Annotated in this window: 13 protein-coding genes; 4 read left to right on the top strand and 9 right to left on the bottom strand. The window is 69.8% G+C overall.

The window, feature by feature from the left end; all coding sequences use genetic code 11:
- Positions 1–42: 42 nt before the first annotated feature.
- Positions 43–552, bottom strand: coding sequence for a CGNR zinc finger domain-containing protein (locus CLV67_RS49665; RefSeq protein WP_239166967.1), 510 nt, complete (start codon positions 550–552; stop codon positions 43–45).
- A gap of 200 nt (positions 553–752) precedes the next feature.
- Between CLV67_RS49665 and CLV67_RS49670 the strand changes: the two genes are divergently transcribed.
- Positions 753–1,535, top strand: coding sequence for a L,D-transpeptidase family protein (locus CLV67_RS49670; RefSeq protein WP_106331000.1), 783 nt, complete (start codon positions 753–755; stop codon positions 1,533–1,535).
- A 46-nt stretch (positions 1,536–1,581) separates the two neighbouring features.
- Here the strand turns inward: CLV67_RS49670 and CLV67_RS49675 are convergent, their stop codons facing one another.
- Positions 1,582–2,013, bottom strand: a complete 432-nt coding sequence (locus CLV67_RS49675; RefSeq protein WP_106331001.1) for a hypothetical protein — start codon at positions 2,011–2,013, stop codon at positions 1,582–1,584.
- A gap of 344 nt (positions 2,014–2,357) precedes the next feature.
- Here CLV67_RS49675 and CLV67_RS49680 point away from each other — a divergent pair, with 344 nt between their 5' ends.
- Together CLV67_RS49680 and CLV67_RS49685 are read left to right on the top strand one after the other, a co-directional pair.
- Complete coding sequence (locus tag CLV67_RS49680; protein WP_106331002.1) at positions 2,358–2,768, top strand: spore-associated protein A; 411 nt, start codon at positions 2,358–2,360, stop codon at positions 2,766–2,768.
- 14 nt (positions 2,769–2,782) lie between these two features.
- On the top strand, positions 2,783–3,181 hold the full coding sequence (locus CLV67_RS49685) for a spore-associated protein A (RefSeq protein WP_106331003.1): 399 nt from the start codon (positions 2,783–2,785) through the stop codon (positions 3,179–3,181).
- A gap of 30 nt (positions 3,182–3,211) precedes the next feature.
- Here the strand turns inward: CLV67_RS49685 and CLV67_RS49690 are convergent, their stop codons facing one another.
- The 7 genes from CLV67_RS49690 to CLV67_RS49720 all read right to left on the bottom strand — a co-directional run bounded on the left by CLV67_RS49690 (position 3,212) and on the right by CLV67_RS49720 (position 12,643).
- The gene (locus CLV67_RS49690; protein WP_106331004.1) at positions 3,212–4,072 is read right to left on the bottom strand and encodes an NBR1-Ig-like domain-containing protein; all 861 of its coding nucleotides are present in this window, start codon (positions 4,070–4,072) and stop codon (positions 3,212–3,214) included.
- 203 nt (positions 4,073–4,275) lie between these two features.
- Positions 4,276–5,091: a glycerophosphodiester phosphodiesterase gene (locus CLV67_RS49695; protein WP_106331005.1), complete on the bottom strand. Its 816-nt coding sequence runs from the start codon at positions 5,089–5,091 to the stop codon at positions 4,276–4,278.
- 3 nt (positions 5,092–5,094) lie between these two features.
- Positions 5,095–6,834, bottom strand: a complete 1,740-nt coding sequence (locus CLV67_RS49700; protein WP_146169642.1) for a hypothetical protein — start codon at positions 6,832–6,834, stop codon at positions 5,095–5,097.
- 103 nt (positions 6,835–6,937) lie between these two features.
- Positions 6,938–7,207 carry a LysR family transcriptional regulator gene (locus CLV67_RS49705; protein ID WP_106331007.1) on the bottom strand — a complete coding sequence of 90 codons (270 nt, stop codon included), beginning with the start codon at positions 7,205–7,207 and terminating at the stop codon, positions 6,938–6,940.
- 167 nt (positions 7,208–7,374) lie between these two features.
- On the bottom strand, positions 7,375–9,492 hold the full coding sequence (locus CLV67_RS49710) for a peptidase domain-containing ABC transporter (RefSeq protein WP_106331008.1): 2,118 nt from the start codon (positions 9,490–9,492) through the stop codon (positions 7,375–7,377).
- Complete coding sequence (locus tag CLV67_RS49715; RefSeq protein ID WP_106331009.1) at positions 9,492–12,383, bottom strand: type 2 lanthipeptide synthetase LanM family protein; 2,892 nt, start codon at positions 12,381–12,383, stop codon at positions 9,492–9,494. The genes CLV67_RS49710 and CLV67_RS49715 overlap by 1 nt, the downstream gene beginning before the upstream one ends.
- Before the next feature lie 68 nt (positions 12,384–12,451).
- A complete protein-coding gene (locus CLV67_RS49720) occupies positions 12,452–12,643 on the bottom strand; it encodes a hypothetical protein (protein ID WP_106331010.1) in 192 nt (63 codons plus the stop codon).
- A 263-nt stretch (positions 12,644–12,906) separates the two neighbouring features.
- Between CLV67_RS49720 and CLV67_RS49725 the strand changes: the two genes are divergently transcribed.
- On the top strand, positions 12,907–13,110 hold the full coding sequence (locus tag CLV67_RS49725) for a hypothetical protein (protein WP_106331011.1): 204 nt from the start codon (positions 12,907–12,909) through the stop codon (positions 13,108–13,110).
- Positions 13,111–13,124 lie beyond the last annotated feature (14 nt).

The following is a 13,124-nucleotide window of genomic DNA, read 5'->3' on the forward strand; positions in this document are numbered from 1 at the left end:
GAGACGTTCGTGGCCGAGCAGCCAGCTCCACCCCTTCAGCTTTCAGAGATGTTCGTGGCCGAGCAGACGCCGCCGCTCCCGGAAGGCACGCAGGTTCGCCGTGTTACCGCAGGTGCTGACGTCGTGCCAGACCCCGCTGTTGTTTCGCGAGGTGTCGAAGAAAGCGGCCCGGCATACCTGGTTGTTGCAGAGCTTGAGCCGCGGCCAGAGTCCCGCCTGCTGGGCCAGCAGCGCCTCGGCCCACAACGCCGACGCCAGCCAGCGGACCCCGCGGCCGGTCGGGACCACCCGCACCCAGCCGGCCCCGTCCGGCACGAGGCTCACCTGGACGTCGGCCGGCGGTAGCAGCGCCTCGTCGGGCGACGGGCTGACCCCTGCCATCAGCACCTGCTCGAAAGCGGTCCGCAGGCGGCGCATCGAGCGCAGATCGGCGGCGGAGAGCAGCAGAGTCGGCCCCGGCATACCGGAGACGTGCGACCACAGACCGAGCGCGTCGGTCACCCACCATTGGGCGTCGTCGACACCCGCGAGCAGGTCAGACGCATGGGACATCGCCGGACGAGTGTTCAACAACTCCTGAACGAGGGCGAATCCACCGGGCGCCTCCCGTACGCCGTGCCGCGCACTCGCCTTCCATGACATAGCCAAAGCCTACTCGGCTCTTTTTCCGCCATACCCGGAACGCCACCCGGCCGAGTGGACGGCCGCCATTCATCGGTGGACGGTCGTGAATGACTCTCTAGACTTCACCTGTGCGTAGAGCTCTGGCGACCGCGATCGCCGCCGTGGTGGCGCTGACCCTCGCCGCCGGTTGCGAGACAGACACCCCGACGGCGAAGGAACCCGCGCCCACCGTCTCGGCCCCGGCGTCGCAGCCTGCTCCCGCACCCACCGTCTCGGCGACCCCGAACACCCCGGCCCCGCTCTCCCCCACGCCTCGGAGGAAGCTGAAGGCCGGCGCCAAGGGCCCCGACGTGCTGGCGGTGCAGCAGCGCCTCACCGAGCTGGGCTACTGGAACGGCAAGGCGGACGGCAAGTTCGGCGACACCACGAGGCAGGCCGTCTACGCCCTTCAGAAAGCGGCCGGCATCAGCCGCGACGGGTCCGTCGGACCGAAAACCTTCAAGGCCTTGGACAATGGCGTACGCCCGAAGGCGCGCTCCACCAGCGGCACGCTGATCGAGATCGACCTGAAGAAGCAACTGTTGCTCCTGGTGACCGACGGTCAGGTCACGCGGACCTTCAACACGTCGACCGGCTCGAACGAGTATTACCAGCAGGAGGGCGAGACCTACCTGGCGGACACCCCGCGCGGGAAGTTCAAGGTGGGCCGCCAGATCGACGGCTGGCGCAACGCGCCGCTCGGCCTGCTCTGGCGTCCGAAGTACTTCAACGGCGGGATCGCGGTGCACGGCGCCCCGAGCGTCCCGCCGTACCCGGCGTCACACGGCTGCGCCCGCGTCTCGGTCGCCGCGATGAACTGGCTGTGGAAGAACGACGCGATCCCGCTGAAGACGAAGGTCTGGGTTTACTGAACGATCCGGCTCTCGGGACCGTCCTAGCCTGCCGGACCGCCCGGGTCTACTGAACCGTCACCAGTCGCCGCGCCCGGCGCGGGGCGGGGATGACCGGCGCGTATCCGGGTGGGAACGCCGCCCCGTGGATCTCGGCGCAGAGCACCACGCTCAGCCACGGCACCCACGGCCCGACGATCTCCACCGTCCCGCGACCGCGAATGTCGAGGGTGAGCGACCAGTCGTCGGGCCGTGGCCGCAGCCCGGTCACCGACCGTAGGTCGAAGGACTCAGCGCCCAGCACCAGCCGCTGGCTGGTGACCACGGCAAGTCGCCGGTCGTCCCCGATGACGTCGACCGGGAACCACCCGAACTGCTTCTCACCGGCCCGCAGCGGGATCGTGGGACTCACCGCCGCCGGGCGGCCACCCCGCTCCACGAGACGGGTCAGCATGCTCGCGGACCGATGACCGGCCAGCAGCTGTCCTGGGTCGTACACCGACAAAACAATCTCCGATCTCAACGACCGCGCCCAACGCGGCCCGGCTCTGACCTTGGCACGCCCGGGCCGTCACCCCAAGCGAATACACCCCAACGGTGAGCCCGAAATTTCCGACGTTACGGTTTAGCCCGATTGAGTCCGTTTGCGTCCCCATCGGTCGCGGTGCCCGCCCAGCGTATCGGCGGGGTCTGACATTCCTCGGCGCTCAAGCGTGTGAGCTGCGGAAACATTGTCCGAATTCTCCAGCGGACGATCCATGGACGGCGATCTACTGCGACCATGCCGTCCGGCGTGCCAGCGTCTGGGCCGAAACGTCCGGCACCAGAAAGGAACCTTCGCTCGTGCGAATCTCACGCAAGATCGCCGCAATCGGACTGTCCGCGGCCGCCACCGCGGCCGGTGTGACGGTGGCCGCGTCGCCCGCACAGGCGGCGCTCTACGGCGGCCAGTGCGGTTCCGGCTACGGCTTGGTGAACCTGATCGACCTGCCGAACCTGCGCGGCACCGTGTACCTCACGTACAACGCGTCGACGGGGAAGAACTGCGTCGTGACTCTCCGGGAGAACCCCGGCACCGCCACGCTCATGGAGGCGTTCATCCGCCGCACCGGCACGACGACGTACGTCAAGGACAGCGGCAACTTCACGACGTACGCCGGCCCGGTCTACATCTCGGCGGCCGGTTCGTGCGTCGACTGGGGCGGCACGATCGGCACCGCGACCAAGACCCGCTACGGCACCAACTGCGGCTGAGAGGAGCCAGAATCATGAAGAAGATCGCTGCAACGGCTTTCGCGATGACGGCGGCCGCGGTGCTGACCGTTTCGACCCCCGCCCAGGCCGCCAGTTACGGCGGTGAGTGCGGCTCCGGCTACGGCGTCGTGAACTCGGCCGCGATCGGCTCGAAGGGCACGGTGTTCCTCACCTACAACGCGTCCAACGGCTACAACTGCGTGGTCGCCAAGCGCAACAGCGCCGGTTCGGCCGTCCTCGTCGAGGCGGGGCTGGCCATCCACCCGGTCGGCTCGCACTGGACCAAGTTCGACGGGGGCTACTTCACCTCGTACGCCGGGCCGCTGTATCTGTCGGCCGCTGACAAGTGCGTGGACTGGATGGGCCGGATCAGCGGCACCGAGGGCGGCAAGCGCGGCACCAACTGCGGCTGACCCTCGCCGGCGGTGAGGCCTGGCGGGGCCTCACCGCTCGCTGACGCGAACATCGAGGAAGATCGGTCGCTTCGCGGGGAAGAACGTACGCCCTTGCTCGTCAGCCATCTTGAAGTAGATCTTGCAGCTGGCCGGCCCCGCCGGGGTGTCGACCGGGACGGCGATGTCGACGGTCTCGCCGGGGTTGGTCTGCGGGATGGGCGTCAGGTCCGGCGCTTTGCAGGGCTGCTCGTTGGCCCGGGCCAGGAAGCGGTTGGCCCACACGACCGTCCCGGTGTTCCGGAGCCGCCACACCTTGGTGAACGAGGACTTCGGCGGCACGACCGTCCCGTCCGGGTAGGTGATGTCCCCCTCGAACACCGAGTCGTCATGCTCGGCCACCGGCCCGGCCTCAGCCCGTTCGACGCCTTGGCCGTCGTTCAGAACGATCAACACCACCGCGACGACCGCAGCGATCACCGTCGTCGCGACCGCGGCCACCATCAGCGCCACTCGGCTACGCGGCGGCACCACAGGCTCGGGATCCGGGGCCGGCTCGACCTCAGTCTCGTCGGCCGCCCGTCCGGACTGGGCACGTTGCCATTGCTCGCGCCACTCTTTCTCGGTCGCCGAAGCGTCGCGTCCCAGCCGGTCCACGGCGAGAACCCGCACGAACTCCCAGGTGATCTCCCAGCTCGGCAGTGTCCGGCCCTGAGCCGCAGCCGCGAGCGACGACTTGGAGGCGGCGGCACCGAGCTTGGCCATCTCCTCATACGAGGGGTCGCCCGCTTCCTTCTTCAACCGCCACAGCAGGTCCGCGAACCCACCGACCGGTCCCGACTCCGGGTCCGGCCGCGCTGTCCGTCGCCCGCGCCGCCGCACCGGAGCCCTTTCGGGAGCACCTGCGCCCATCGATATCACCCGCCACGACCGTCCACAGTGCTCCAATGCGAAATAGATCCTATAAGTCGGCATCACTCAGCGCCACCATGGAATGCCAGACCCGCCGCCACCGCAACGGACGAAGGGATGGCCGCGCCTGGACGGACGCCAGGATCCTGGACAAGGAGGGTGGTACCTGCCACGGCGGGTACCACCCATCTGAACGTAGGGCGTCAGGTCCAGGGGTTGCATCGCTGGGAGGCCCAGCGCTGGTACTCGATCGGCTTGTCAGTGACGAAGCCGTCGATCGGCCAGGTCACGAACTTCTCCCACAGGGTCTCGTTGTTCACGGTCCAGATCAGGACCTCGACGTCCGCCTCGTGCCACCGCCGGACCTGGTCCAGGGTCAGCGGACCGTGGTGGACGTTGAGCACCGGACCGTATGACTTGACCTCGTCGACGGTGAGGGCTCCGGTCTCGTGGACCAGCGCACGCACCGTGCCGGGAATCAGCTTCGCGGCGTCGAGGACGTGCCGCTCCTGGAACGACATGATCGTGACCGCCGAACGGCCGATCGTGTCGTCGATGTCCTTCGCGAGTTTGCGCCACTGCGCGGCCGTGGGTGTCACCTTGAGCTCGGTGAGCACGTGCGCGCGATATTCACCGGCGAGTTCGTAGACCTCACGCAGCGTCGGCACGTGCTGGCCGTCGTCGGTGGGGATGCCGGCGTCGGTGGCGTCCAGTCGCCGGACGTTGCCGCGCAGCGGGCTCGTCCGGTCGACCTTCGGATCGTGCAGCACGACCGCCGTGCCGTTCTTGTCGAAGTGAACGTCCAGCTCCCAGTACGTCACTCCGGCATCACCGGCCGCCTTGAACGCGCCGAGGGTGTTCTCGGCCGCGCGCTCGGTGCCGCCGCGATGCGCGACCGGTGCGGGAACGGCGCCGCAGAACTGCGCCGCCACCGCCGGTTCCTCCCGGTTGAGCAGTTGGAAGGCCGCAAACAGTACCGCCGGCACGGTCAGGCCGGCGGTTATCACACGCCAATTCATCGGTCAGTCGGTGAGGCGGATGCTGCTGAGGGTCTGCGGGCTGTCGGAGACCGCGCGCAGGATCGCCGGCTCGACCGGCGGGATCTTGAAGGTCTTGGCGTCCGGCAGGAGGGTGTAGGTCGCCGTCTCGCCGGCGGCCAGCGTCTTCGGGCCGGCCGACACCTTCCAGAACTCGGAGATCGTCGGGCCGGTGGCCACCGAGAAGAACGGCGTCACCGGGTCGCCGGAGCTGTTGGTCACCTCGACGGTCAGCGACTCGATGCTCTGGCCGGCGGCGATCGGGGTGCCGACCTTGAAGTCGAGCGGCTGCGGGGTCGCGGCGGCGATCACGAAGCAGGCCGCGGCCGGCAGGAACAGCGCGGCGGTCACCGCGGCGCGGGCCTTGTCGGCCTTCGGCAGCGGGATCCGGTACGCCTCCGCGAAGTCCGCCCGGGTCGTGGTCACAAGCGCGACCAGCCAGAGCGGCATGGTGAGCAGCCAGTACCCGTCCTGGGACCGCGTCGACACCATGAAGATCATCCACGGCAGGACCGCGATGGCGGGGCCGATGGTGCGCAGGTGGAACGCGAACGCCACGAGCAGCGCCAGCAGGAGGAGCTGTGTCGCCCAGCCGTAGAGGTCGAGCGCCCCGCTGCCGCCGATCACGTAGTGGGTGATGCCGACCAGGCCCTGACCGTGCGGGACCGCGTGCTGCAGCAGCGGCTCGAACACACCGGTCAGCCAGGCGTGCGGGCTCTTGATGAGGAACGGCAGGCTGGACACGAAGAACACGCTCAGCGCCGTTCCGCCGTACCGCAGCATCAGATTGAAGGTCCGGCCGAGACCCAGCTCGGGGAGCCGCAGCACCACGAGGCCGACCACGAGGAACAGTGCCAGGAACCAGCCCAGCTGGTGGATCGAGCACGCCGCGCCGAGCGCCGCCGCGCGCACCAGGCCGAACCAGCCCAGCTTGCCTTCGCGGCCGATCCGCGACCAGCCCCACAGCGCGAGGCAGAGGAACGGCAGGGCGATCACCGAGGGGTACGCGTTGTCGGCGTACGCCGTGAAAGTGCCGAGTCCCAGGACACCGAGCGTGGCGATGGGCCGCAGCGGCTTCGGCGCCGCGAAGAACACGATCAGCACGGTCGCCAGCATCGCGAGCCACGCCACCAGCACGATCCCCACCAGCGACGGGAAGATTCGCTGCACCACGGCACCGATCTCCACACCGAGCGGCGGGTAACCGAAGTCGAAGACGGTCCGGCCGTCCATCAGCTGCGTGGGCAGACCCGGGTCGATCTTGGGCCATTCCGAGGTGTACGGGTTACGGCCCTTGGCCAGTCCACGGGCCGCCGCGTCCATCAGCATGCCCTCGTCGACCGTCAGCTTCTTGAGCCCGGCGATCCCGTTCCACGCCGCCACGATCTTGATCACGATCGCGGTGATCAGCACACCGATGTCCACCCGGCCCAGTTCCCGGTGACGCGGCGCGCTCAGGGCGGCGACCGCCGCCACCAGCATCACCAGGTACGCCACCGTGATCACCAGGGCGAGCCACGGGCGGCTGAGCACGTGCGCGTTCCAGAAACCACGCGTGTTCACGATCAGGCCCATGACCGCGGCGAGTGTCAGCCCTCGATGCAGCCAGAGCAGCATGTCGGGGCCCGACGGGGCCTGCGCCCGCGCGGGTGTCTCCGGGTCCTGTTCGGGCCGGGGCGTCGTGACGGGACGGCGTGAATCAACCGGCTCGAGAGCATGGACCATCGGCGCATATTACAAGTACTGATCGCCGCACAGTGCCCTCGGTTCACCACCCGGTCATGACGAAGGGCCCGGACCGTCACGGCCCGGGCCCCAGCGGTTCATGTCAGGCGGCGAGCACCAGGTCTCCGGTGGTCGCCTTGATGCCGCGCATGAGGGCCAGCACCGCCTGTGCCGACGGCAGCATCAGCGCACCGGTGTGCGTCAGAGTGGTGCCGGTCGAGGTGCGCACGAACAGTTTGGTGCCGAGTGTCATTTCCAGACATTTGAGCTGGTAGCTCACAGCAGGCTGTGAGTATCCCAGTGCCTTGGCGGCCAGATCGATCCGGCCGTGACCGGCCACGGCCACGAAGGCCTGCAGCTCACGCTCGTTCACAGAAACTCCCCCGAGTTCGACTGGCGCGCTATGACTACTGTCATCGCCAGGCTGTCATCAGGCTAAACACATGATTCGACGTCGTCAATACATGTAAGGGCAGGACAGCCGCGCTGCCCTGCCCTTAACCGTTTTAGCTCGTCAGGAAGCAAACAAAACTATAGTCATCAAACGTCGACCGCGACGGGGCCGTTGTCCCTGGTGTAGAGCGCGCGATAGAGACCTGCCCGCTCGTAGAGCTCGTCATGGGTGCCGGTCTGGACCACCCGGCCACCGTCCAGAACGATGATCAGATCCGCATCGCGAACCGAGGTGAGCCGGTGCGCGACGACGATCCGGGTGGCGCGCAGACTGTCGAAGTACGCCGTCACCCGCGCCTCGGCCAGGTTGTCCAGCGAACTGGTCGCCTCGTCGAGCACCACGATGGCCGCCTTTTTGAAGGCCGCCCGGGCCAGTGCGATCCGCTGCCGCTGACCGCCGGAGAAGTTCTGACCGAGCGCGGCCACCGGGGTGTCGTACCCGAGCGGCAGCCGGATGATCTCCTCGTGCAGCCCGACCCGCTCGGCCGCCTCGTGCACCGCGGTGTCCTCCGGCTCGCCCGCACCCCACGCGATGTTGTCGCGGATCGATCCGTGTTCCAGGACGATGTTCTGCGGCACATACGCGACAGCCTCATAGAACCTTTCCCGGCCGTACGCCCGGAGATCGGCACCTCCGATGGTGATCGACCCGGTGTCCGGCCGGTGGAGGCCGACCAGCAGACGGGCCAGAGTGGACTTTCCGGAGCCCGACGGCCCGACGATCGCCGCCTTGGCACCGGCCGGCACCCGCAACGACACGTCGTCGAGCACCGGCCGGTTGAACGACCCGTAACCGAAGCCCACCCCGTGACACTCGACCGCGCCGCTCGGGCGGGCCGGTGTCTCGTCGAGGAAGGTGTCGTCCGGCTCGCGCAGCATGATGTCGGCGAGCCGGGCGAGCAGCGCACCGGTCCGGGCCATCCGGGTGAACGAGCCGACCATCACGGTCACCTGACCGAGCAGCACCCCGGTCAGCGCCTGCACCGAGACCAGCACCGACAGGCTCGCCGGACCGGTGCCGGCCACCTGCGCGAGCAGGACGACCGGGCCGACGAACATGATCCCCGCGGTCAGGGCGTCGAATCCGCCCTGCACGGTCTGCAGCGACGCGAACTGCCGTTGCACGGCGTCGCTGCGGCGTTCCCACGCGTCGGCGTACGCCCGCTCCATGCCGTTGGTCTTGATCGTCTCGAGGCCGGTGATCGCTGACATCTGTGTGGTCTGCAGTTCGACCTTGGCCCTGGTCTCGGTCAACGCGAACCGCCGCACCACCGAACCGGCCAGCAGCGCACAGACCACGAGCCCGGCGATCAGACCCAGGGTGAGCAGCGCGGCCGTCGCCGAAACGAGCGTGAGCCAGGCCAGCAGCACCGCGGTGAGGACCGCGCCGACCAGCACCTGGATCACGTCGTTGCAGATGAGCACGCGCAACTGCTGCACCGATTCGAGCGTGAACAGCAGGTCGCCGGGGCCACGGCCCGCGACGAAGCCGTACGGCAGCCGAAGTAATCGGTCGAAGACCGCCCGGGAAAGCGACCGGCCGACCGCCACCGCGGCCATCACCCCCGCGGCGGTCCGCAGGAACATCACCAGAGCGAACGCTATGCCCACCCCGGCAAGCAGCGGTCCCGCACTGATCGCCGCGGGTTGCGTGTCGAAGAGCAGTTCCAGCAGTCGCGGGATCCCCAACGGGACCAGGGCCGTGGCCAGCGACAACGCGAGCACCACGCCGAGCCGGCCACGCCGCCGCCAGGCGAACCGGGCAAGCAGCCGCCCTCCCGACGGTGTCCGCGGCAGGGGTCGCTGCCGGCCCGGATCGGCGGTGACGGCCAGACCGGAGAAGCCCTCCTCGAACTCGGCGAAGGTGATCCGGCGACGGCCCTCGCCGGGGTCGAGCAGCAGTACGCCACGCGCGTCCACACCCAGCAGCACCACGAAGTGCGACCGCCGCCAGTGGCAGATGGCCGGCACGTCGAGGGCAGCCAGCGCGGCGGCCGTGGTGCGGTAGACGTGCGGCGTGGCACCCTCCGCACGCAGCACCGCCACCAGGTCGGCGACCGTGAGGCCGTCGCGTCCGACCTGGTAGCGCAGCCGCATGTCGGCGATCGAAGCACCGGTTCCGGTCAGTTCCAGCAGCATCGCGCAGCAGCACAGCCCGCATTCGGTGGCGCCCAGCTGCTCGACGCACCGCACCCGGCGCCGCATCACGACCGCCGGCGCAGAGTCAGCGGGCTCGCCACGGTGATCTCGCCGCCGAGTGTCAGCAGGGCCGTGCCGATGCCGGCCAGACCCAGGTAGAGGCCGTCGTTGAGGACCGACTTGCCGACCCGGGAAGCGAGTGCCCGCGGCAGGATCCGCAACACCAGCTCGGCGTGCCGGGCCTCGACCCGCTCGGCGACCAGGCCGGTCGGCTCGGCCGGTGCCGCGTCCGCCAGGATCATCAGGTTGCCGAGATCACCGTGGCAGAGCGACAGGTTGAGGCCGAGGCAGCCGGTGGCGACCTCGCGGGCGAGCGGGCCGACCTGATCAGCGACCGGGGCGCCGGCGGCCAGCCGCTCGGTGAGGCCGAGCAGGACGCCCGGTGTGCCGTGGCACCAGCCGCGGGCGCTGCGGTCGGCGGTGTTGCTGACCGGCCAGTGACCGGCGGCTTCGTCGTACAGGCCGTCGTGGCTACGGGTCAGCGCGGCCAGTTCCGCGACGGCCCGCCCGGTGGCGCCGTGGTATCGCGTCAGGGCGGCCAGCTGTCCGCTGGTGCCGTGGGCGAAACCGCTGTAGATCCGCTCGGGCACCGGCCCGGCCAGCATGTGGGCGGCCAGGGTGTCGGTCACCGCTGCCGGCGCGTCCAGGGTGAGCGAGGCGGCCAGGAGTCCGGCCGAGCCCATCAGGAAGTCGGTGGCCTCGTCCAGGTCGCCAGGCAGGTGCTCCCACAACCGCCGGCCCAGTGCGGACAGGTCGGCGTCGCCGGTCAGACGGCCCACCTCGACGGCGGCGAACGCCAGGCCGGGGTAACCGCCGGCCATGCCACCGGCCGCCTGCCCGCGGCGTGCGGCCGGGTCGTCCAGCAGCGGTTCCAGCCGTGATCGCAGTGCGCGGGCGGCCAAACGGCGGTGCCGGTCGTCGTCCAATGCCGCACCGGCCGCGCCCAGGAACATCGCCACGCCGGCCACCCCCGCGTACAGGTCGTCGGCCAGACCGTCGACCCGCCACGGATGCTCTTGAGTGGTGTCCCGGATCGACGCGCCGATCCAGAACGGCCGGTCGGTTCCGGCAGCGAAGCCGTACAACTCCTCGGCTATTCGGGCGATCAGCGTCCGGCCGGCGGCCACGACATCGCGGCCGTGGATGCGGGCCGGACCCGGTCGCCGGGTGTAGGTCGGCGCGTCGCACTCCGGGCCGGTCAGGTCGGTGTACGCGGCCCGGATGATCCGCACGTTGAGTTCCCGGTCGTGGGCCGACAGGCTGCCGAGCGCCGCGACGGCCGCGGCCAGAGGCGGCTCGGCCAGCACGTCCGCGATCGGGTCGCCCCGGTGGTGCACGGCGGTCGCGTTGGTCCGCAGCGTGAAGTACGGGATGTCGCCCTGCAGCAGGTCGGCGATCTCGGCGCGCACCACCGGCACGGTGACGTGGTCGAGGCGGCCCATCCCGCAGCGGTGGAAGAGCAGCTCCTTCAGCGCGGTCGACCGCTGGAACGCCGGGTGTGATCCGGTCCGCAGCAGGCGGGCGTACCGGTCGGTGGCGGCCAGGACCGAGCGGATCATCACGTCGCCGAACAGTTCCCGCAGCCAGGACTCGAGCTCACGCCGGTGCTCCAGCGCCCAGTCGTACACCTCGGCGAAACCGGTGCACAGCTGCTGCAGCTCGACACCGCGCGGCAGGCCGGCCGGCCGATGCGAGGGGGCGTCGACCGCCGACACGGCCCGGACGATGCGTGCGGTGTCGGTGCCGAATCCGGCGAGCACCGGCTGTTCGGCGACACCACGCTGGTCCGGCACGTATCCGAGGAAGCCGGCGTCCATCGAGCGTTCCGGGGCGGCCGGGTTGCCGACCCGGGTGGGCAGCAGGCCGATCGAGAAGACGGTGTGTGCCAGGGCCACGGTCTCGGCCGGCTGCCCGGTCGCGTCACCGGATCGCCGGTTGACGCTGAACAGCGACTCGGCGTCGACGACCACGGGCTGTCCGCCGTGGTTGAGCACGTTCTCGTAGTGCATGTCCGAGGCGCGCAGCAGGTGCAGCACGGCGAGCAGGTGACCGCAGGTCCGGAAGTAGCCGGGGCCGGGGTCGGGCGGGGCCTGGTCGGCGTGTTCCTGCCAGCCGCGCCCGTCGCCGCACCAGACGCCGAGTACCGGCAGGCGCAGCCCGGCGGCCTCGTTGATCCGGGTGACGAAGTGGCCGTACGCCTCCTCGACCGCCATGGGTCGTGGTTTGTAGACGAGCCGGAGCCCGCCGTCGAAGGTCAGCCGGCACACGGCCTGGCCACCGGCGTGGGTGTCGCCGAGTCCGTATCCGATCGAGGCGAGACGGGCGGCCGACGAGGGCAGCACCCCGTCGCGTACCGCCGTGGTGGTTGCCTCGAGCATCGTGCGGATGTGCCGGAGTCCGTTGTCGATCAGGGTGTCCAGTTGACGGCGCAGCTCCGGGAAGACGCCGAGGACGACGTCACGGAACTCGGGCGTGGCCGAGATCGCGCAGAAGTGCCGGAAGCGGTCCTCGGAGGTGTCCCCGGCCAGCGCCTCGGCGTTCCGCAAGCGGTCGAGGACCACGACGAGGGTACGGGTGGCGGTGTCCGTGACGCGGCCGGCGAGCCAGGCCAGTGCCTCGTCGGTGAGCCGGTCCGCCGCTGCGGTGCTGAGGGGTGAGCCACCGAATACGGTCAGCAGGCCGGCCCGGTGCGACGCGCACAGGCCTCGGCCGAACGAGTCGAAGTCGGCGGGGCCGTCCGGTGCCGCGATACCGGCCAGGGCGGCCAGTTCACCGGTGCGGTCCGGCGGATCTCCGGCGCCGGCGAGCAGGCCCCCGGAGATCCGGGTGACGAAGTCGCCGAGCGCGTCGACGGTCGGGAACTCGGGGAACAGGGGTTTGATGTCGCTGAGCAGCATGCCGGCGTCCTCCTTGGAATGACCCGCCGCGGGCAGGGCTGTGCGGCCTGCCCGCGGCGCGCGGGTGTTCAGTCGCCGATGCCGCAGAGGCGCTTCGGGAAGCTGCATTCGTAGGAGTAGGTGCAGACGTAGCCGATCGTGCTGGTGCCCGGGACGGTGAACAGGCCGCCTGCGGCCTGCGCGGCGTCCAGGTCGATCTCGGAGTCGGACAGCTCCGCCAGGATGTCGCCGGCGGCGTCGAAGTCGTCGTTGGTGAGCATGTGCCTTACCTCCATCGGTTTGGTGGGGCGGCGCGGCGGGAATGATGCGACGGCTGATCGATTCGCATTGCCGCGCTGTCGCTGAAGGCAGTCCACCAACGCGTCGAGCCGTACTCCACTCCACATCGAACAGTTCGATGAGAGGGCTCAAAGGCGCGGGATGATACGGGGATCCGGCTTTCCGGGAGGCCCCGTCCGGTGCTGATCACAAAGAATTGGAAACGGACTCCTGCCGGGCGGCGGCGGCCCGTAGACATGCCCCCATGACGAACAACACCCCACCTCGCCGCCGCAACGCTCGCATCGCCCGCCGGATCCTGGTGCCGGCGCTGGCCTTCGTCTTCGCCGTCGGCGCGGCGGCCCCGGCCGCGCACGCCTCCGGCCCGATCGACATCGACCTCGACATTCCGGTGCCGCACAAGCCGGGCGTCGTTCTCGACTGGCCGTGGCTCGACTGGCCGTGGTGAATCGCATCCGTGAA

Origin of the sequence: Actinoplanes italicus, from assembly GCF_003001815.1 — a bacterium.
Taxonomy (GTDB): domain Bacteria; phylum Actinomycetota; class Actinomycetes; order Mycobacteriales; family Micromonosporaceae; genus Actinoplanes; species Actinoplanes italicus.